Below are 17,297 nucleotides of genomic sequence, written 5' to 3' on the forward strand. Positions count from 1 at the left end.
GCCGCTTGGCCTCGTCCCGCAAACTGAGTTATCTTGCCCTTGCATCAGCTTTCCTGAGGGTTCATGCGGCGGCTGCTCTTTCTCAACGGCATCAAGGCGTTCGAGGCCGCAGCGCGGACCGGCAGCTTCGCGGCGGCAGGCCATGAGCTCAACGTCTCGGCCGCCGCAATCAGCCGCATGGTGCATCTGCTGGAAGAGCGACTCGGTGTCACGCTGTTCGAGCGCAAGGCGAACCGCCTCATCACCACGCCGGCCGGCCGCGCCTATCAGGGCGGCCTGACCCCGATCTTCGACGCGCTGGCGAGCCTCACCGCGCAGGTCACGGCGTCGGCGAGTGCGCGCGTGCTGACCGTCGGCGTCGGGCCGACCTTTGCGATGAAATGGATGATCCCGCACCTCGCCGAGTTTCGCAAAGCGGAGCCCGACATCGAGGTGCGGATCACGACCGGCGGCATGGCGGTGCCGTTCGCCGACGACTGGAGCTGCGGCATCCAGCTCGGCGACGGCCAATGGCCGGGCCTCGTCGCCGAACCATTGTTCGCCGCCGACCTGATGCCGGTGTGCGCGGCGCGGCTCGCCAACGCCCTGAAGCGGCCCGGCGACCTCAGGGGACCGAGCCTGATCCGCGTCGCGCATTCGCCGGACGACTGGCCGTCCTGGCTGAAGGCCGCCGGCGTGACGCGTGTCACCGCGCGCGGCCCGGAGTTCCAGTTCTACGGCCAGGCGTTGCAGGCAGCCAGCGACGGGCTCGGAATCGCGATGGGCATCCGGCCCTACATCGACGACGATCTCGCCGCCGGTCGGCTGGTGGCGCCGTTTGCGCTCAGCGTGCCGAAGGGGATGCGCTGGTATCTGGTCTATCGCGGCTTCCACGCCGAGCAGCGCGACTTCGCCGCGTTCCGGCGCTGGATCATCCGCGCCGCGGCGGAACCGGCCGCGCACCGCAAGGGAGCGCGCAATGGCTGACGAGACCGTTGACACGCTGGTGATCGGCGGCGGCCAGGCCGGACTCACGATGAGCCATCGGCTCAAGCAGCGCGGCATCGGCCATCTGGTGCTGGAGCGGGGGCGGATCGCCGAGCGCTGGCGCAGTGAACGCTGGGACGGACTGATGTTCCAGTTTCCGAACTGGTCGGTGCGGCTGCCGGACTTCGCGTTTCCGCACGCCGATGCCGACGGCTTCTCCGACACCGCTGCCATCATCGCCTTCATCGAAGACTACGCTACATTCGTCACGCCGCCGATCCGCTGCGGCGTCGAGGTGACAAAGCTGCGCCGCGATGCCGGCGGCTTCGTTGCCGATCTTGCCGGCGGCAGCATCGCCGCCCGCAGCGTCGTCGTGGCCACCGGCCCGTATCAGCGGCCGCTGCGGCCGGCGCTGCTGGACGATCATCCCGGCCTGTTTCAGGTCCATGCCAGCAGCTACAAGAATCCAGCGCAATTGCCTGACGGCGCGGTGCTGGTGGTTGGCGCCGGCGCCTCGGGCGCGCAGATCACCGAAGAGCTGATGCGCGCCGGCCGCCGCGTCTTCCTGTCGGTCGGACGTCACAACCGTCTGCCGCGCCGCTATCGCGGCCGCGATCTGTTCTGGTGGCTGGCCGAGATGGGCGTTGACGAAACGCGGGTCGAGCAGCGCGGCCCGTCGCGCCTGCTGCCGGTGATCTCGGGCGCCCATGGCGGCCGCACCATCGATTTCCGCCGCTTCGCCGCCGATGGCGTGACGCTGCTCGGCCGCGTGACCGCAGCGCGCAACGGCGTGCTCGCGATCGCACCCGATCTCACCAGCAACATCGCCAATGGCGACGCCTACTACGCGACGTTCCTCGGGATCGTCGACGACTTCATCGCCGCACGCGGCCTCGATCAGCCCGCCGATCCCCTGGCGCGCCTCCGCCTGCCCGATCCGCCGTGCCTCACTGCGCCGCTGGATACGATCGACCTGCGCGCCGAGCGGATCACCGGCGTGATCTGGGCCACCGGCTATGGCCTCGATCTGAACTGGATCGACATACCGGTGCTCGACGCCAATGGCGTACCGCGACACCATCACGGCGTCTCCGAGGTGCCGGGCCTGTATTTCCTCGGCCTGCAATGGCTGTCGAAGATGAAATCCTCGTTCCTGTCCGGCGTCGGCGACGACGCCGCGGCCCTCGCCGATCACATCGCAGCCCGCGGCTAGCCGTTTTCGCGCGGTTCGCCCTAGGAAACAGCGGCAAAACAAAAAGCCGGAGCTGGTTTGCAATGCGGAAATAAACCGCGCGATTTGTGATCTGGTTCACATAAGGCGCCGCGCGCCCGTGCTTCCCTTGAGAAGGGCATCCCGAGGTCGCGAATGATTTACAGCGGTTTTGAGATCAAGTCGTTCGAAGTGGGGAAAGGGCAATGGCACGCCAGGATTCAACGGGTCGATCAAAGGCCGGTCGTCATCGATGGCATGCCGTTTCCGACGCTCGACATCGGCTTTGCGTGGTCCGATCCGGATGCGGCGATCGCCGACGCGAAGAAAACTATCGACCGGTTCCCACAGCGCTATGGCATAACGATGCCGGCAACCGGAGCGTCGGCGTGACCGGCAACGTGGTGCTCGCCGTGGTCCCGCAATGCGAGCCGGATCCGGTCTGGCCGGCGCAGGTCAGGACCAGCTGCCCGGAATGCGCCGCCCGGCTCTCGCTGCTGCGCGTGATTCCCGGCCGTGCCGCCGAATACTGGACCCTGCGCTGCGACGGCTGCGGCGGGATCCATCTCGACATCGTCGACCTGCCGCGCGCCTGAAGCGGGCTTCGCTCGCTAGACTAGCGCGCCGGCGCAACACCCCCCGCGGCATTCGGCTGCCCAACCGAACCGGTCGATTCCGGCTCGCGCTGTGGAGCAGCGATCGCCTTCGGAGATCCTGACGTCTCGGTCGGCGCCGCAGGCCGCCGCGCATACCGCGAGCGGGTGCCCACCGATGCGCTGTAGACGCGATTTCCCTCGTGCACCTTCACGAGGATCGATTCTCCGGAAGCCTGCGCAATCGCCTTGGTCAGCACGTCGGTGCAATCCGCCTGCTTGAGAAGATTGCTGCAGGACCGCCAGATCAACCGCGAAACCAGCACGAAGTGCGGCGCATAGGCTTCGATCCCCATGCCCACATAGTTCATCTGAAATGCGAAGTTGCGCCAGGCACGCAAATCGCCGTTGCCGTAGTTCAGGATGTAGAAGGCGTACGCCTTGGTCTGGCAATCGAGCGCAAAGCTCGGTGCGGGCGTTCCATCCTTGAGCAGCATGGTGTCGCGCGGCAGCGGATTGGGGTCCGCGCATGTTCGGGTGAGCGTGTCGGCGATGATCCACATGTTCATTTCAAGGGAGTCGCGATAGAGCGGCAGCAGCGTCAGCACCGGCCCCAGGCTTGAGAAGCTGAGATTCAGCAGGTCGTCGACGATCGTGGTCGTCTGATTGATTGCCCTCACTCCGAAGATTGCGGCCTTCGCCGACGCGGACAGCACCGGGACCTCACCGATCAGCTTGTCGCGGATCGACGCGAGCTGCACGCTCGTTTTCTCGTTGAAGAGCGAGCTCAGCGCGAGGCGGTACAGCGCGTAGTCAAGTCGCGCCATCTTCTCATCAAAGAACTGGCAAATGGTGGGGTTTGCGAAGTTGACCGCCTCGAAGGTGCCGATCGCACTGGCGGTGTCGACCTGGGTCGCGATCTTCAACCAGTTTGGCGGCGCGCCGGCGGGGTCCTGATAGAGGCACTCATAGGCTTCAAACGCCACGGCAAGCGCGGACTTCAAATTGCCTTCGATCGCAGCGACATCGGCCTCGTTGTGACCGCCCTGCCTGGCCGCCGCCAGCAGAACGCCGATCAGCAGATATGAACGGAACAGACGGTGACTCTTGGTATGCGCGGCGAACAGGACGTAGTCCTCGATTTCCGCGACCGTTCCTCCCCTGCGATCGATTTCCGCGCAGCCGATCAACATCGATAACGCGACGACAGCCGCGACGACGCGGCTTGCAGCCCTCAAAAACATCGCGGCCCCCGAAATGGCGTAATGAAAGAAATCAAACAGGCGGATCACGTCATGCGCGAGGGCGATTCGCGAGCTGGTTGTGAGCAAAACCGGCGGCTACCTTTGGATTTTCCACAAGCTTCGGTTCCCGTCAGCGCGCGCAGTCGGGCCCACGCGTCCTCGATGCAGCCGCCCTCTGCCAATGCCGCCCGGCTCTGCTGACACCCTGCTGTCAGCAGCATCGCCCGCACTCGGATCAGGACGCCATTTGCCCTTTCCTCGCTGCCGGACTCATCCCATATTCCGGCCATGGCGAAGACACCGAACACTCCGAAAAAGCCCGGCAAATCCCCCAAATCCAAGGCACACCGGCCCGAGGTCCAGCCGATCGGACCGGCGCTCGCGGAATTGCTCAATCCCGCGATCAATCGCGGCGATGCCGGCATGGGCTCGGGCACCGGCTTGCAGCCGCCGCCGGACAATTCCTGGGACCGCCGCGCCGGCGGCGAGGCCGCGGCGCATCGCGCGCGGGCGTCGACGCCGAAGAACTTCCCTCAGAGTTCCGCCGATCCTTATCCGATGCCGTTGCGACAGAATCCGCAACCGCCGGGCGCACGAACCAGGCCCGAAGGGCTCGAGGAGGCCCCGCAGGCCAATTACGGCACCTCGGCCACCATCCCGACGCTCGATCCGGAACTGGCGCGGCAGCTCGGCCTGCCGACCGCCGAGGATGACGACGAGGCGTTGGCCCGTCCGCCGCGCAGCAAGATGGAGGCGCTCGGCGTCAAGGCCACCGCCGACGCGCTGGAAAACCTGATCCGCGACGGCCGCCCGGAGTTCCGCAAGGACGACGGCTCGATGCGGGTATGGACCCCGCACCGGCCGCCGCGCCCGGAGAAATCCGAAGGCGGCGTGCGGTTCGAGATCAAGTCGTCCTACGAGCCGAAGGGCGACCAGCCGACCGCGATCGCCGAACTGGTCGAGGGCATCCAGCGTAACGACCGCACCCAGGTGCTGCTCGGCGTCACCGGCTCGGGCAAGACCTACACCATGGCCAAGGTGATCGAGGCGACGCAGCGCCCGGCGCTGATCCTGGCGCCGAACAAGACGCTGGCCGCGCAGCTCTACGGCGAGTTCAAGAGCTTCTTCCCCGACAACGCGGTCGAGTATTTCGTCTCGTATTACGACTACTACCAGCCGGAAGCCTACGTCCCGCGCACCGACACCTATATCGAGAAGGACTCCTCGATCAACGAGCAGATCGACCGCATGCGCCACTCGGCGACGCGCGCGCTGTTGGAGCGCGACGACGTCATCATCGTGGCTTCCGTGTCCTGCATCTACGGTATCGGCTCGGTCGAGACCTACACCGCAATGACCTTCGCGCTGAAGAAAGGCGAGCGCATCGACCAGCGGCAATTGATCGCCGACCTGGTCGCGCTGCAATACAAGCGCACCCAGGCCGACTTCACCCGCGGCACCTTCCGCGTCCGCGGCGACGTCATCGACATATTCCCGGCGCACTACGAGGACCGCGCCTGGCGCGTGAACCTGTTCGGCGACACCATCGAGACCATCGAGGAGTTCGACCCGCTCACCGGCCACAAGCAGGACGAGCTCGAATTCATCAAGATGTACGCCAATTCGCACTATGTGACGCCGCGCCCGACTTTGGTGCAGGCGATCAAGTCGATCAAATCGGAATTGAAGATGCGGCTCGACCAGCTCAACGACCAAGGCCGGCTCTTGGAGGCGCAGCGGCTCGAGCAGCGCACCACCTTCGACCTCGAGATGATGGAAGCGACCGGCAGCTGCGCAGGCATCGAGAACTATTCGCGCTACCTCACCGGCCGCCGCCCCGGCGAACCGCCGCCGACGCTGTTCGAATACGTGCCCGACAACGCGCTGGTGTTCGCCGACGAAAGCCACGTCACCGTGCCGCAGATCGGCGGCATGTTCCGCGGCGACTTCCGCCGCAAGGCGACCTTGGCCGAATACGGCTTCCGCCTGCCCTCCTGCATGGACAACCGCCCGCTGCGCTTCGAGGAATGGGACATGATGCGGCCGCAGACGGTCGCGGTGTCGGCGACGCCGAGCGGCTGGGAGATCAACGAGGCCGGCGGCGTGTTCGTCGAGCAGGTGATCCGCCCGACCGGCCTGATTGATCCGCCCGTGCATATTCGCCCCGCCCGCACCCAGGTCGACGATCTCGTCGGCGAGGTGCGCGCGACGGCCGCTGCCGGCTATCGCTCGCTGATCACGGTTCTGACAAAACGCATGGCGGAGGACCTGACCGAATATCTGCACGAGCAGGGCATCCGCGTCCGCTACATGCACAGCGATATCGACACCATCGAGCGCATCGAGATCATCAGGGATCTCCGCCTCGGCGCGTTCGACGCGCTGGTCGGCATCAACCTGTTGCGCGAGGGCCTCGACATTCCCGAATGCGCGCTGGTCGCGATCCTCGACGCCGACAAGGAAGGTTTCCTGCGCAGCGAGACCTCTCTGATCCAGACCATCGGCCGCGCCGCGCGCAACGTCGACGGCAAGGTGATCCTCTATGCCGACGGCATGACCGGCTCGATGGAGCGCGCGATCGCGGAGACCAATCGGCGCCGCGAGAAGCAGGTCGAGTACAACGAGGCCCACGGCATCACGCCGGAGAGCGTCAAGAAGTCGATCGGCGACATCCTCAACTCGGTCTACGAGCGCGACCACGTGCTGGTCGAGATCGGCGATGGCGGCATGGCCGACGACGTCATCAGCATCGGGCACAATTTCGAGGCCGTGCTGAGCGATCTCGAAACCAGGATGCGCGGGGCCGCCGCCGATTTGAACTTCGAGGAAGCCGCGCGGTTGCGCGACGAGGTCAAGCGGCTGCGCGCCACCGAGATGGCCGTGGTCGACGACCCCACCGCCAAGCAGCGCAACGTTCAGAAGCAGGCCGGCGCCTATGCCGGCACCAGGAAATACGGCGACGCCGCCAATTTGCCGGTCGCCGCGCTGAAGAACAAGACCGCGCAGACCTCGCTGAAGGCCAGCCGCGGCGGCAAGTCCGGCTCCCGCGTCCACAAGCCCGACCTCGACGAAATGCACGGCCCGGAATCGCTGCCGTTCCGCCCGGGCGGCGCACTGCCGGCAAAACCGTTCGGCACCACGAGCCGCATCATCCAGCCGACGGATTCAAGGCAGTCGGGGCCGGAGTTCGGCCCGTCGCCGCGGAGCAGCGGTGGTGCGCCGGGGAAGCGTGGTGGGTGGAAGAAGCGGTAGAGTATGACGCGCGCCGAGCTTCTCGCCTTCCTGCGGATGCACCGGCTCGCTGTGGTCAGCACAGTGCACGATGGCGCACCGCAGGCCGCCGTCGTCGGCATCGCGGTCGGCGACGATCTCGAGATCATCTTCGATACGCTGACCACCTCGCGCAAATACCAGAACGTCCGCGCCGATCCCCGCGTAGCACTTGTGATCGGCTGGGACGCCGAGCAGACCGCGCAGCTTGAGGGCGTCGCCGACTTTCCAACCGGCGCGGAACTCACCGCCTGCAAACAGGTGTATTTCGCGGCGTGGCCCGACGGCCCGGAGCGCGAGGCATGGCCGAACATCGGCTATGTCCGCGTGCGGCCCCGCTGGGTGCGGTTCAGCGATTTTGGCGCGGTGCCGGAGCGGGTTGCTGAGATCAAACTGGCGTAGACGTGTAGCGCTGGAAATTTGGTTCGGTTTCGCTACGCTGGCTTCATGAAACTCGGCTTCGAAGAATCGCAAACCTCTTACACCAGCGGCTCCCAAAGCGCTCGTGCCTGGACGGAGGCCTGGGTCAAGGCTTGGGCCTATTGTCCGCACTGCGGCACTGCAAAGATGTCGCAGTTCCCGAACAACAGTCCGGTGGCGGATTTCCTGTGCGGATCGTGCAGCGAGGAGTTCGAGCTCAAGAGCCAGAAGGGGAAGTTCGGCCCTAAGGTTGCTGACGGCGCCTACAAGACGAAGTGTGAGCGGCTCGCGGCGAGCAACAATCCCAACCTTCTCCTGATGAACTACGATCTGAAGCCGCTTGCAGTCGTCAATCTGCTGATCGTTCCCAAGCACTTCTTCGTCCATGACATCATCGAGGAACGGAAGCCGTTGGCCGCCACGGCCCGGCGCGCCGGCTGGATCGGGTCCAATATCCTCCTTGGCAAGGTCCCGGAATGGGGAAAAATCCACATCGTTCAAAACGGCGTCATTCGCGACAAGGAGCTGGTTCTTGCGGAATGGCAGAAGACACTCTTTCTCCGCGATCAATCGCTGGAGGCGCGGGGTTGGCTGCTCGACGTGATGAAATGCGTCGAAGCGCTGGGCAAGCGCGACTTTACCCTTGAAGAAGTCTATGCCTTTGAACGGCATCTTGGCGATCTGTATCCGGGCAACCAGAACGTCCGGCCGAAGATTCGCCAGCAGCTTCAATTCTTGCGCGATCGTGGGTTTATCGAGTTCCTGGCTCGAGGCAATTACCGATTGAAATCTTGAGAGGTCGACATGGCTTGGTTTCTCAATTTCTATAGATGTGAAAGTTGCCGCCGCCGCTGGACAGATGAATGGTCCTGCATGTGTGACAATGAATGCCCACACTGTGGCGCACGCGACATGACGCCGATCAGGAGCGAAGACCTTACTGATCTTATCGAGCAGGAAGGCAGTGAATTCGTCGTAATGCGCTCGCCCGACACGGCAGAACATGATCCCGACTATGAAGAAGTCGGACGCTTCCCTACGCGCGCAAAGGCGGAGGAATTTTTGGTCTCGACCGAGTTAGACTAATCTTTGGCCGATATCCATCGGTAACGCTCGTAGCTCTAAGGTATTCTTCACCGAACGCTGACCACCGCGACCGCCAGCAGCGACATCATGATCATCGTGGTCATGAGTTGCAGCGAGACCGTGGGCTGGCTCCGCCACTGCGCGATCTTCTCGGAAAACGACAGGCCGGCGTCGGAGAACATCGGCGCGTAGGCGCCGGCGAAACGTTTCGGGAATCTTGCGGCGAGCAGCGGCGTGATCGCGGCGTAGACCAGCGAGGCGAGCACGACGTAGATCGCGGCGCCGTAGCGATCGCCGACGATTTCCGGGGCACCGATCATCTTCAGCGCCAGCACGGCGGCGGCGAAGGTCGGCATCCCCTGCAGGATGGCGGTGAGCGCAAAGCCTTCGAGCCGGTTCCGCGCGGATGACTTCGGTGCGGCGATGGCGTTCATGGCGGCGTTTCCTCGGCAGTCGGGTGATCCGATGCCGCCAATCTAGCCGCGCGTGCCCGTCTGCGACGTGATGCGCGTCACGCCGGCAGCGGGCCCCGGCAGATTTATTCCGATTTTCGGAATTTAACTTGACGCGGGACCCAACTCAGATGTTCAATGTGCGCGTCTCACCCGACACGAGGGGCGGGTCGCGATCGTCACGAACGCGGTGTGAGATGCGGTGGACGCGGAATGCGCAGTCGACGAATGCGCGTGAAGCGGACGGTGAAGTCGTGTGGTCCTGACGCCCTCATGGTAGGTGTCTCTCGAATTGCGCGGTGCGCGTTGCGGAGACGGTGACAACAAAGCCCAGTCTCGCCGGGGAGAGCACGAAGTAAGCCGCACTACCATCGCGCAGGGAAGGCCGGGTTGTTTCCGGTTACACCTGTGGTCCTACCCCCGTGCTTTCTACCCATTGCACGGGGCCCATGGGTGCGATCGGCACCCGGTCTTCCCTGCGCCCTCTGTTCAGACGGAGGGCAAACGAAATGCAAAGCTCGGGCGAAACGCGCCGCGAGAATGCGAAGCTGCGTCACCATTCCCAGCCGTCATCGCCCGGCTCGCCGCCTTCGCTAAAGCTTCGGCGCGCCAGTGACTCATGGCCTCGTCGAAGCCTTGGCGAAGACGGGCCGGGCGATCCAGTACGCCGCGGCCTCTCGATTCAAGCACCGCGGCCTCTGGAATACTGGATCAGCCGCATGCGCGGGTGATGACGCTGAGCACGCTGTTTGACAGGTGAATCGGATTTCCACCGTCGTCCTGGCGAAGGCCAGGACCCATTACCCCAGATGTGCATTGCCGGACGAGGCTGGGGCCGCGGTCCGGCTCGCAACAAATAGCGGTGGTTATGGGTCCTGGCTTTCGCCAGGACGACGCCGAGGATGTGGAGCTACGCCCTACCCCGACCGCCGGTTGCTGGTGTTCTGGGTCAGATTGCCGTGCGCGGCCTGCTCGCGGATGTTGTGCTTCTCGTCGTCGCGATGGCCCTTGGTGGTGTCGAGGGGAACGCTGGGAGCGCTGCCGGGGCCCTTGTGGCTCTTGTTGTCGTCGGGAACGGGCTGGATGGTCTTTGTCTTTGGTTTCGTCATCATCGTCTCCGTTACGCAACGAGACAACGCCGCCCCTGCGGGCGGCGTTCCGGAAACGCGGCTTCACAACAGGCCGGGCCCTACAGCTTCTCCTGCTGCGAAGGCTGAGCCTGCTGCTGCTGGCGCTGACGTTCCTGCTCCTTTGCGTGATGGCGGCCGTAGAGGCATCCGGCGGCCGCGCCGAGCACGCCATGATGACCGGCATAATGGCCGGCGACACCGCCGACGACCGCGCCCTTGATGCAGCCCTTGGCGTCGGCGGGCGAAGTTGCGGCAAGCGCAGTGACGGCAATAATGGTTGCGACAAGAATGGATTTCATGATGCGGCTCCAATGGAATTGTCCGGCATCAACGGCCAAGCCACCCTGCCGGTTCCCGCCGCTTCGCGCCAGAAATTCGCTGCGCACAGGCCGCGATCATGCTCTAAATGCCGCCGCATTGCGGACCGTGTTTTGAAGATCGTGCAGACATTACATATTGCCTTCCTCGCGCGGGCGCTTGCCGCGGCGATCCTGGTCGTCGCCAGCCATTTCATCTCCAGCCCTGCCCACGCGGAGGATGGCGACCGTGCGCTGCTTGCGACTTTCTGCACCGGCGCCAATATCAAGGGGTCGACCTGCACGCGGGCGAAATCCTATCCCGGCGGCCGGGCCTGCGACGTCAAGCTGACCAAGGAGCGCTACGCCGGACGCTTCCTCGCTCCGGACAGCACATTGCTTGTCGTCAATTATGAAAGCGAATGCGAGCCGCACGCGACCGATTTCGGCGGCGTCGCGCTGTTCGAGCAGAACGGCAAGGCCACCCGCTTCGTGCGCTTCCTGGCGGGCGCGCAGGGCCATGACTGCATCGTGCTATCCAAGGATGAGCAGCAGGATGAGTTGGTCTGCACGGTTGGCCACATGGGCCAGGGCATCGTCGAGAGCGCGGTGGCGCGGATGGAGTTTTCCAGCAAGCCCGGCAAGCGGATCGAGATCACACCCGACTTCCTGCTCCGGGCCGAGGATGCGGTCAGCGCCTACGGCGCCAACGTCGTGAAGTGCAACGAGGGGCCGAAGTATTTCGGTCTATCCAACCTCGCCGCCGGCCCGCGCCGCAACACGGTTGCGGTCGACATCGACTACGCCGACGACGAGATCATCCGCACCGCCTGCGGCGCGGGCTTTCCGAAGTCGAAGGAGCTCTACTACGACCTCCAGGCCGGCGAGGCCTTTGTGCCGGAGGGTTCGGAAAGGAAGACGCGGTTTATCATCGACCTCGTGACCGGCAAGGCCGCGCCGGCGAATTAAGGCCGCGCCAGCGAGTTAACGGCCGCACCGGCGGATGAGCGCGCCGCGACAGCGAGCCGGCGCGATCTCACCGGCCGGCTGCCGGATCATGTGCACTTTGTGCCACAATACGTGGTGGTTGCCGAACCTAATCCGCTTTCGCACGTCAAACATGTGTTTGATAGTGGAACGCACGGGTTCAGAGTGTGGAACCGGGGCAAGTCGGATGGAACCGGCGGAGTCGATCATGGGCGAGGATTTGAACCGGCAACGCGTCTTGAACTTCCTCGACGTCTATTACGCGGGCGGCATCGAGGGCGCGCTCGAGCGCTGCAGCGACGACGTCGCGTTTCTCGCCAACGCCCCGATCGACATTCTCCCGCATATGGGCCAGCACCGCGGCAAACCCGCGCTGCGTCAGATGTGGACCACGATCCACGAGCGTTACTCCGACATGCGCTACGAGGCGCCGATCGTGGTGACCGAAGGCGACAAGGTCGCAGCACAGCTCCGCGTGTTCTTCCGCAAGCGCAACAATCGCCGCATGGTGCAGTTCGACGTCGCGGTGTTCTACACGCTGCGCGACGGCCTGATCACCGAGATCCGCGAGATCATCGACACCTTCGACCTCGTCCAGCAGGTGCTGGAGCGTGACATCGCGGCAGCGCTGACCGGGCAGAACGCGGACTAAAGCGAGATGAGTTTTGGTTGAATCGACTTGGCGCCGTCTTGCTTCACCTCTCCCCGGTGGGGAGAGGTCGGATTGCGAAGCAATCCGGGTGAGGGCTCTTGCTCTCTCGATAGACCGCAACCCCTCACCCGATTTGCTGCGCAAATCGGCCTCTCCCAAGGGAGAGGTGAACTTTCGATGCCGTTCCAGCTCGACCTAATCTCATCAGGCTTTAGCTTCCCGCAAACGCGTCACGCCCCGCAAATTCGCAACAACGGTGTTGAACCTCGAAGGCCCGCCGCGGACCTATCACTGGGCTTGTTGCGGTCGGGGCTGAAATTACCATGAAAGTCGCATTGCTCGCTGTGCTTGGCCTTGCACTGGGCGCCCTCGGCGGCGCCGCTCTCGGCATCGGAGCCGGGCTCACCTGGATCGGAATGGCCAGAACCTCGGGCCTCGACAGCGGAACGCTGGTGTTCTTCACCTTCATGCCGCTCGGCGCCGCGATCGGCGGCATCGGCGGTGCGCTGCTGTTCGCAGTGGTGGCGATCCGCGACGCCGAGATCGTGATCGAACGGCAGCCGGCGCGGCAACGCGACCGCTGAATTGTGTGACCGGAACGCTTTCGAGCGTCACACTCCGGTCGGATCCGGCGCAATTGTGCATTGCAAAAAAGTCATTTGCGTTTTGGCTATTCCGCACTATCTGAGGCGACAATAGCGATGTGCAGCAACCTGGCAGGGCGTCGGCGCTGACCGCCTGCCATTCGCTTGCTTTGAAAATCCAGTTTCAGGACCAGACCAAAATGACAGAGCATAGCCTCTGGCGTTTTTCGCGCGCATTGCATCGCGCGATCAACGAACGCCAGCTTACAGACGTCGAGCTGATGCTCGATGACGAAGTCGAATGGGCCATCTACGGACCGATCGACCTGTTTTCCTTCTTCGGCTCGCGCCGCGGCAAGGCCGCAGTGCTCGAGGTGATCCGGCAGATCGGCGAGAACCTGCGGGTTCACCGCTTCGACCGCGAGTCCATCATGCTGGGTGCGGATTCCGCGGCCTCGATGCTGCGCTATTCGCTGACGGCACTGGACTCCAACAAGCCGATCTCGCTCAGGATCGCGCATTTCGCGCAGTTCAGGGCCGGCAAGCTGACGAGCTTCCGCGTGCTGGTCGACAGTTTCGATCTGGTCGAGCAGACCGTCGGCTACCCGATCCATCTGCCGCGCATCGCGGTCTGACGGCCCCCCGATTTCACGGCTTCGTCATGTCCGGGGCATCTCAAGCGCGAAGCCCGTCTTCGCGTTGAGGCGCCCGCCCCGGCGGTAGACAGATCACGCGTTGATCATTTGCTTTCGCGGTTCCGTTGCCACAATTTTGCGCCACGGCAAACGCACACTGCCGCTCTGGAATTTGCGGGCTGGGAATGACTTCCACATTGCGATTTGGCTGGGCGAGGCTGCCAGTGCTGGCGGCCGGCTTCAGCGTGGCGCTCACGTTTTCGGCCGGCGCCCAGAGTTCACCGTGGCAGATCGCTCCCGCCGTCCAAAATACGGCCAAGGACAGCGCAGCGAAGGACACCCCGGCGGACGACGCCGAGGCCGCGGCCGGCGAGGCGCCGCCGGCGGCCGACGCCAATGACGCCGACATCCTGAAGGACATCGACCAGAGCAAGCTCGACTGGAGCCAGCTCGACACCGATTCCACCAGCCTGCCCACGCTGGCGCCGAAGGGCGCGGCCAAGCGCGGCAGCGTCGCCGGCAACGATCCGTCCTGGACCACCAACAACAACGCCAACGGCTCCTCGGCCGTGTCGGTCAAGCAGTCGATCTCGCCGTTCCTCGACACCCGCATCGGCGCCGACATGACGGTCGCCAAACCGGCCACGACGACGGCGTCGGAGCAATTGTCGGAACGGCTGGCCAATGGCGGCAGCCTGCCGCAATCCGGCGGCTCGGCCTGGGCCACGATGTCCGCGCCCGGCGTGGCATCGATCTGGGACAAGACCTCGGTCGAGGCGCGGGTCGACCCCGGCGCCGACCAGAGCAAGATCGGCACCTCCCTGAGCAAGTCGGTGCCGCTGTCGGAGCAGTATTCGCTGACGCTGCAGGGCGGCTATAATTTGATCCAGCAGGGCGTGGTCCCGGTGCCCGGCATCACCGGCGCCCCCTCGCACAGCTACGACACCGGCCAGTCAGCACGGCTGTCCGTTACCGACACCGGCACCAGCATCACCGCGGGCCAGACGCTGTCCTCGACCTCCGACGACAAATGGCTGCGCAAGATCGGCGCCGAGCAGAAGCTGTTCGACGGCGTCACCGTCTCCGGCTCAGTCGGCGAGACCCCCCAGGGCACGATCAACAAGAGCATCGGCGCCGGCTACAAGCGCTCATGGTGAACGATCTGTTATCCCTGTCGCGCTAATGATCAACCATTGCCCCAACTTGGCCCAGATGCGGTCAAATTCGGCGGCACTGATAGGTCCGTAACTTCATCAATTCGTCGTGCGGGGGACAGCCGCGCTTCGCTATTGCGAACCCAGGGGAAAGCCGATGAACGCCACCAACCGTACCGAGGAAGCCACAGAGGCGACGTCCGAGGTCGACACCAACCTCGCTGCGGTCTCGGAAGTCGAAGCCGGCATCCGCGACTTCGTGCGCAACGACATCGCCTATCTGCGCCGCCCCGTGGCGAGCCCGGAGACCGCGCCGACCGACACCAACACCGACGCCACGGTCAGCAACGTCAACTCGCTGATCCAGCGCGTCGCCGGCACCTCGCTCGCCGAGATCGAGAAGCTGATCGGCGAGCTCGAGAGCCTGCGCGACCTGCTGCATGCCGAGGGCCAGCGCGTCCAGCGCGAGATCTCCGGCTATGCCCAACTCAGCCAGGCCGCGATGAAGTCGACACGCATGATCGCCGACAACGTCTCGCAGTGGAAGCGCGCCGCCGACGGCCTGCGCAACAGCTGATCGCGATCCGTTCTAGGGCCAGCAGCCGCCGTCTCCCGACAAGGGGGGCGGCGGCTTCGTTTTGCATGCCCGCTGCGGCGTTGAACGATTCGTTATTCTGCGCGGTGTAAGCTCCGCGACGTCAATTCTTGCGGAAGCCGATTTGAAAGTTCGATGCCGAGCGGGCGTCCGATCCGGAAATCGGGTCCGGACCGCGCGCTGGCGGGCATCCATTTTGGAGAGAATTCATGCAGAGCGTCCGGCCTGATAACGCCGATCCTATTCCGCTGCGCCAGCCGCAGCAGGGCATCGGCACGATCATGCTCCGGTTTATCGGCATCCTGGCCGCCGCGACCGTCGTGATGGTGCTGATCTGGAATCGTTGAACAGGTTAACCGGTAGAATGTGACGCAGCCTGCCGACGGATCACATTGAAACACGCAAACGCACATCCCGGGGCGCTCGCCGAGAGCCCGCGGTTACAGAGGGTCGATCAGCGATCGATACTCGCGGTGGTCTCGAAGGAATAGTTGCCGTCGGCAAACCCCTTCACGACCATTCCGGTCGCCAGCATCACGACAACCGTTACCGTCGCGAAGATAATTCCGACGAGTTTCAGCGCGCTGCGATCTGCCATGGTATCCCCAGTGGTGCCTGCCCGGATGTCCGTGCCCTCAAACCATAGAGCAGGGACAAAGGTTCAAAATGCGTTAGCAAAAAATGAGTTCCGCGCAACGCACAACTGCGTAGGCAGCAGACTTAGTCTGCCACCATGGCGTCCGGGCAACATCAGAGGCGTGGGGGCAACATCAGGAACCGGGATTGCGGCGCGGCACGAAGGCGGTCGCGAGGAACGAGAACACCACCTCATTGCGCTGATTGACGCCGGTGTTGCGGGCCTGAAGGATGCCCCATTCGGGCCGCTTCCCGGACGTGCGCTTGGTCTCGACCTGGTTGGAGTAGCTGATGGTATCGCCCGCCAGCACCGGGCGGATCCAGCGCAGCTCGCGGAAGCCCGGCGAGGGTCCCCAGACCGCGACCTTCTCACCGCGCGCAGCGGCTTGCGCGGCGAGTTGCTTGCCGTCGGCGACCAGCAGCTTCATGCAGACGCTGGCGACGTGCCAGCCCGATGCCGCGAGCCCACCGAACAGCGAGTTGCGCCCCGCCTCCTCGTCGAGGTGGAAGCGCTGCGGATCGAACTGCGCGGCAAAGCGCTTGATGTCCTCGGCGGTGAAGGTGAATGAACCGATCGCGCGCTGGTCGCCGATCTCGATGTCTTCGAAGAAACGCATCTTAGTTACCCGCGCCTTGCCGGCGGCTGACGATGATCGGCGACTCCATCTCGCACAGAATCTCGCCACGCGCGTTGCGCATCGTGCCCTTGAAGGTGACGATGCCGGTTTCCGGGCGGCTCTTCGAAACCCGCGCCTCGACGACGCCGACGTCCAGCGTCAAATCGTCACCCGGACGCAGCGGCGCCACCCAGCGCATCTCGTTGACCCCGGGCGAGCCGAGCGAGGCGGTGCGGCCGATGAAGCCGTCGAACAGCATCCGCATCATCAGCGAGCCGAGATGCCAGCCGGAGCCCGACAGGCCGCGGAGCATGGATTTCTTCGCCGCCTCCTCGTCGAGATGCATCGGCTGCGGGTCGAATTCGGCGGCGAAGGCGAGGATTTCCTCGCGCGACACATGGCGAGGGCCGAACGTGCCGAAACGGCCGGGCTTGAAGTCTTCGAAGGTCAGCGTGGTCATGAGATGAGGATATGCCGGAGGGAAGCCCGATTGTGGCCGTTATTTGCAGCAATCACAACTGGCCCACTCGCATAGCTCGACCCTGGACTGCCGGCGCCCGGTCCGGGGCTGGCCTCTGGCGAGACCGATTGGGCTCCTGCGGTAGCGATCCCCGTGGTGCGGAAGCGCCTTGGCGCGGTCCTGGACCATTGGCCCGGCGAACGCTTCGTCCCCTATTGCCGCCTCCGCGCAGGCGCCTGGGATGAAGTGATCACGCCGGGGGTGACGCAGTAGGATGAACGAGACGCGAATCATATGTCGGCTGGCCGGG

Annotated in this window: 22 protein-coding genes; 15 read left to right on the forward strand and 7 right to left on the reverse strand. The window is 64.5% G+C overall.

Annotated features, from left to right (window positions below; genetic code table 11):
* Nucleotides 1-63: 63 nt before the first annotated feature.
* The 4 genes from JQ507_27980 to JQ507_27995 all read left to right on the forward strand — a co-directional run bounded on the left by JQ507_27980 (nt 64) and on the right by JQ507_27995 (nt 2,772).
* Nucleotides 64-966, forward strand: a complete 903-nt coding sequence (locus JQ507_27980; protein QRI68711.1) for a LysR family transcriptional regulator — start codon at nt 64-66, stop codon at nt 964-966.
* On the forward strand, nt 959-2,179 hold the full coding sequence (locus JQ507_27985) for an NAD(P)-binding domain-containing protein (GenBank protein ID QRI68712.1): 1,221 nt from the start codon (nt 959-961) through the stop codon (nt 2,177-2,179). Before JQ507_27980 ends, JQ507_27985 begins: the two co-directional genes overlap by 8 nt.
* Nucleotides 2,180-2,332: 153 nt before the next feature.
* Nucleotides 2,333-2,569 carry a hypothetical protein gene (locus JQ507_27990; GenBank protein QRI68713.1) on the forward strand — a complete coding sequence of 79 codons (237 nt, stop codon included), beginning with the start codon at nt 2,333-2,335 and terminating at the stop codon, nt 2,567-2,569.
* Nucleotides 2,570-2,580: 11 nt separating this feature from the next.
* Nucleotides 2,581-2,772, forward strand: coding sequence for a hypothetical protein (locus JQ507_27995; GenBank protein QRI73545.1), 192 nt, complete (start codon nt 2,581-2,583; stop codon nt 2,770-2,772).
* A 20-nt stretch (nt 2,773-2,792) separates the two neighbouring features.
* Here JQ507_27995 and JQ507_28000 read toward each other — a convergent pair whose 3' ends face one another.
* The gene (locus JQ507_28000; protein QRI68714.1) at nt 2,793-4,013 is read right to left on the reverse strand and encodes a hypothetical protein; all 1,221 of its coding nucleotides are present in this window, start codon (nt 4,011-4,013) and stop codon (nt 2,793-2,795) included.
* Between the two features lie 288 nt (nt 4,014-4,301).
* On the opposite strand from JQ507_28000, the gene uvrB reads away from it, so the two are divergent.
* From uvrB to JQ507_28020, 4 genes are read left to right on the forward strand one after another with little or no spacing between them, the layout of a single operon-like run.
* Nucleotides 4,302-7,265 carry an excinuclease ABC subunit UvrB gene (uvrB, locus tag JQ507_28005; protein QRI68715.1) on the forward strand — a complete coding sequence of 988 codons (2,964 nt, stop codon included), beginning with the start codon at nt 4,302-4,304 and terminating at the stop codon, nt 7,263-7,265.
* 3 nt (nt 7,266-7,268) lie between these two features.
* Nucleotides 7,269-7,685: a pyridoxamine 5'-phosphate oxidase family protein gene (locus tag JQ507_28010; protein QRI68716.1), complete on the forward strand. Its 417-nt coding sequence runs from the start codon at nt 7,269-7,271 to the stop codon at nt 7,683-7,685.
* A gap of 45 nt (nt 7,686-7,730) precedes the next feature.
* The gene (locus JQ507_28015; GenBank protein ID QRI68717.1) at nt 7,731-8,498 is read left to right on the forward strand and encodes a restriction endonuclease; all 768 of its coding nucleotides are present in this window, start codon (nt 7,731-7,733) and stop codon (nt 8,496-8,498) included.
* A 9-nt stretch (nt 8,499-8,507) separates the two neighbouring features.
* A complete protein-coding gene (locus JQ507_28020; protein ID QRI68718.1) occupies nt 8,508-8,789 on the forward strand; it encodes a hypothetical protein in 282 nt (93 codons plus the stop codon).
* A 47-nt stretch (nt 8,790-8,836) separates the two neighbouring features.
* Here JQ507_28020 and JQ507_28025 read toward each other — a convergent pair whose 3' ends face one another.
* The 3 genes from JQ507_28025 to JQ507_28035 form a co-directional block, all read right to left on the reverse strand.
* Nucleotides 8,837-9,223: a hypothetical protein gene (locus JQ507_28025; protein QRI68719.1), complete on the reverse strand. Its 387-nt coding sequence runs from the start codon at nt 9,221-9,223 to the stop codon at nt 8,837-8,839.
* A gap of 935 nt (nt 9,224-10,158) precedes the next feature.
* Nucleotides 10,159-10,353, reverse strand: a complete 195-nt coding sequence (locus JQ507_28030; protein ID QRI68720.1) for a hypothetical protein — start codon at nt 10,351-10,353, stop codon at nt 10,159-10,161.
* A gap of 77 nt (nt 10,354-10,430) precedes the next feature.
* A complete protein-coding gene (locus JQ507_28035) occupies nt 10,431-10,670 on the reverse strand; it encodes a hypothetical protein (GenBank protein QRI68721.1) in 240 nt (79 codons plus the stop codon).
* Nucleotides 10,671-10,811: 141 nt separating this feature from the next.
* Between JQ507_28035 and JQ507_28040 the strand changes: the two genes are divergently transcribed.
* The 7 genes from JQ507_28040 to JQ507_28070 all read left to right on the forward strand — a co-directional run bounded on the left by JQ507_28040 (nt 10,812) and on the right by JQ507_28070 (nt 15,621).
* Complete coding sequence (locus JQ507_28040) at nt 10,812-11,636, forward strand: hypothetical protein (protein ID QRI68722.1); 825 nt, start codon at nt 10,812-10,814, stop codon at nt 11,634-11,636.
* A gap of 226 nt (nt 11,637-11,862) precedes the next feature.
* Nucleotides 11,863-12,306 carry a nuclear transport factor 2 family protein gene (locus JQ507_28045; protein QRI68723.1) on the forward strand — a complete coding sequence of 148 codons (444 nt, stop codon included), beginning with the start codon at nt 11,863-11,865 and terminating at the stop codon, nt 12,304-12,306.
* Nucleotides 12,307-12,629: 323 nt separating this feature from the next.
* Entirely contained in the window at nt 12,630-12,890 is a 261-nt protein-coding gene (locus tag JQ507_28050) for a hypothetical protein (GenBank protein QRI68724.1), read from the forward strand.
* 200 nt (nt 12,891-13,090) lie between these two features.
* The gene (locus JQ507_28055) at nt 13,091-13,525 is read left to right on the forward strand and encodes a nuclear transport factor 2 family protein (protein ID QRI68725.1); all 435 of its coding nucleotides are present in this window, start codon (nt 13,091-13,093) and stop codon (nt 13,523-13,525) included.
* Between the two features lie 185 nt (nt 13,526-13,710).
* Nucleotides 13,711-14,682 (forward strand): hypothetical protein, encoded by a 972-nt coding sequence (locus tag JQ507_28060; GenBank protein ID QRI68726.1) that lies wholly within the window; start codon nt 13,711-13,713, stop codon nt 14,680-14,682.
* Between the two features lie 154 nt (nt 14,683-14,836).
* A complete protein-coding gene (locus JQ507_28065; protein QRI68727.1) occupies nt 14,837-15,256 on the forward strand; it encodes a hypothetical protein in 420 nt (139 codons plus the stop codon).
* A gap of 227 nt (nt 15,257-15,483) precedes the next feature.
* Complete coding sequence (locus JQ507_28070; GenBank protein ID QRI68728.1) at nt 15,484-15,621, forward strand: hypothetical protein; 138 nt, start codon at nt 15,484-15,486, stop codon at nt 15,619-15,621.
* Between the two features lie 107 nt (nt 15,622-15,728).
* Here JQ507_28070 and JQ507_28075 read toward each other — a convergent pair whose 3' ends face one another.
* From JQ507_28075 to JQ507_28085, 3 genes are all read right to left on the reverse strand, one after another.
* Nucleotides 15,729-15,872, reverse strand: a complete 144-nt coding sequence (locus JQ507_28075) for a hypothetical protein (protein QRI68729.1) — start codon at nt 15,870-15,872, stop codon at nt 15,729-15,731.
* Nucleotides 15,873-16,044: 172 nt separating this feature from the next.
* A complete protein-coding gene (locus JQ507_28080; GenBank protein ID QRI68730.1) occupies nt 16,045-16,527 on the reverse strand; it encodes a MaoC family dehydratase in 483 nt (160 codons plus the stop codon).
* 1 nt (nt 16,528) lies between these two features.
* Entirely contained in the window at nt 16,529-16,987 is a 459-nt protein-coding gene (locus tag JQ507_28085; protein QRI68731.1) for a MaoC family dehydratase, read from the reverse strand.
* Between the last annotated feature and the right edge of the window lie 310 nt (nt 16,988-17,297).

Source organism: Bradyrhizobium sp. PSBB068 (assembly GCA_016839165.1).
Classification (GTDB): domain Bacteria; phylum Pseudomonadota; class Alphaproteobacteria; order Rhizobiales; family Xanthobacteraceae; genus Bradyrhizobium.

Excerpts from the sequence above, each read along its gene's own strand:
- JQ507_27980 (QRI68711.1), top strand. The coding sequence starts at position 64 with ATGCGGCGGCTGCTCTTTCTCAACGGCATCAAGGCGTTCGAGGCCGCA.
- JQ507_27985 (QRI68712.1), top strand. The coding sequence starts at position 959 with ATGGCTGACGAGACCGTTGACACGCTGGTGATCGGCGGCGGCCAGGCC.
- JQ507_27990 (QRI68713.1), top strand. The coding sequence starts at position 2,333 with ATGATTTACAGCGGTTTTGAGATCAAGTCGTTCGAAGTGGGGAAAGGG.
- JQ507_28000 (QRI68714.1), bottom strand. The coding sequence starts at position 4,013 with ATGTTTTTGAGGGCTGCAAGCCGCGTCGTCGCGGCTGTCGTCGCGTTA.
- uvrB (QRI68715.1), top strand. The coding sequence starts at position 4,302 with ATGGCGAAGACACCGAACACTCCGAAAAAGCCCGGCAAATCCCCCAAA.
- JQ507_28010 (QRI68716.1), top strand. The coding sequence starts at position 7,269 with ATGACGCGCGCCGAGCTTCTCGCCTTCCTGCGGATGCACCGGCTCGCT.
- JQ507_28015 (QRI68717.1), top strand. The coding sequence starts at position 7,731 with ATGAAACTCGGCTTCGAAGAATCGCAAACCTCTTACACCAGCGGCTCC.
- JQ507_28020 (QRI68718.1), top strand. The coding sequence starts at position 8,508 with ATGGCTTGGTTTCTCAATTTCTATAGATGTGAAAGTTGCCGCCGCCGC.
- JQ507_28025 (QRI68719.1), bottom strand. The coding sequence starts at position 9,223 with ATGAACGCCATCGCCGCACCGAAGTCATCCGCGCGGAACCGGCTCGAA.
- JQ507_28030 (QRI68720.1), bottom strand. The coding sequence starts at position 10,353 with ATGATGACGAAACCAAAGACAAAGACCATCCAGCCCGTTCCCGACGAC.
- JQ507_28035 (QRI68721.1), bottom strand. The coding sequence starts at position 10,670 with ATGAAATCCATTCTTGTCGCAACCATTATTGCCGTCACTGCGCTTGCC.
- JQ507_28045 (QRI68723.1), top strand. The coding sequence starts at position 11,863 with ATGGGCGAGGATTTGAACCGGCAACGCGTCTTGAACTTCCTCGACGTC.
- JQ507_28050 (QRI68724.1), top strand. The coding sequence starts at position 12,630 with ATGAAAGTCGCATTGCTCGCTGTGCTTGGCCTTGCACTGGGCGCCCTC.
- JQ507_28055 (QRI68725.1), top strand. The coding sequence starts at position 13,091 with ATGACAGAGCATAGCCTCTGGCGTTTTTCGCGCGCATTGCATCGCGCG.
- JQ507_28060 (QRI68726.1), top strand. The coding sequence starts at position 13,711 with ATGACTTCCACATTGCGATTTGGCTGGGCGAGGCTGCCAGTGCTGGCG.
- JQ507_28065 (QRI68727.1), top strand. The coding sequence starts at position 14,837 with ATGAACGCCACCAACCGTACCGAGGAAGCCACAGAGGCGACGTCCGAG.
- JQ507_28070 (QRI68728.1), top strand. The coding sequence starts at position 15,484 with ATGCAGAGCGTCCGGCCTGATAACGCCGATCCTATTCCGCTGCGCCAG.
- JQ507_28075 (QRI68729.1), bottom strand. The coding sequence starts at position 15,872 with ATGGCAGATCGCAGCGCGCTGAAACTCGTCGGAATTATCTTCGCGACG.
- JQ507_28080 (QRI68730.1), bottom strand. The coding sequence starts at position 16,527 with ATGCGTTTCTTCGAAGACATCGAGATCGGCGACCAGCGCGCGATCGGT.
- JQ507_28085 (QRI68731.1), bottom strand. The coding sequence starts at position 16,987 with ATGACCACGCTGACCTTCGAAGACTTCAAGCCCGGCCGTTTCGGCACG.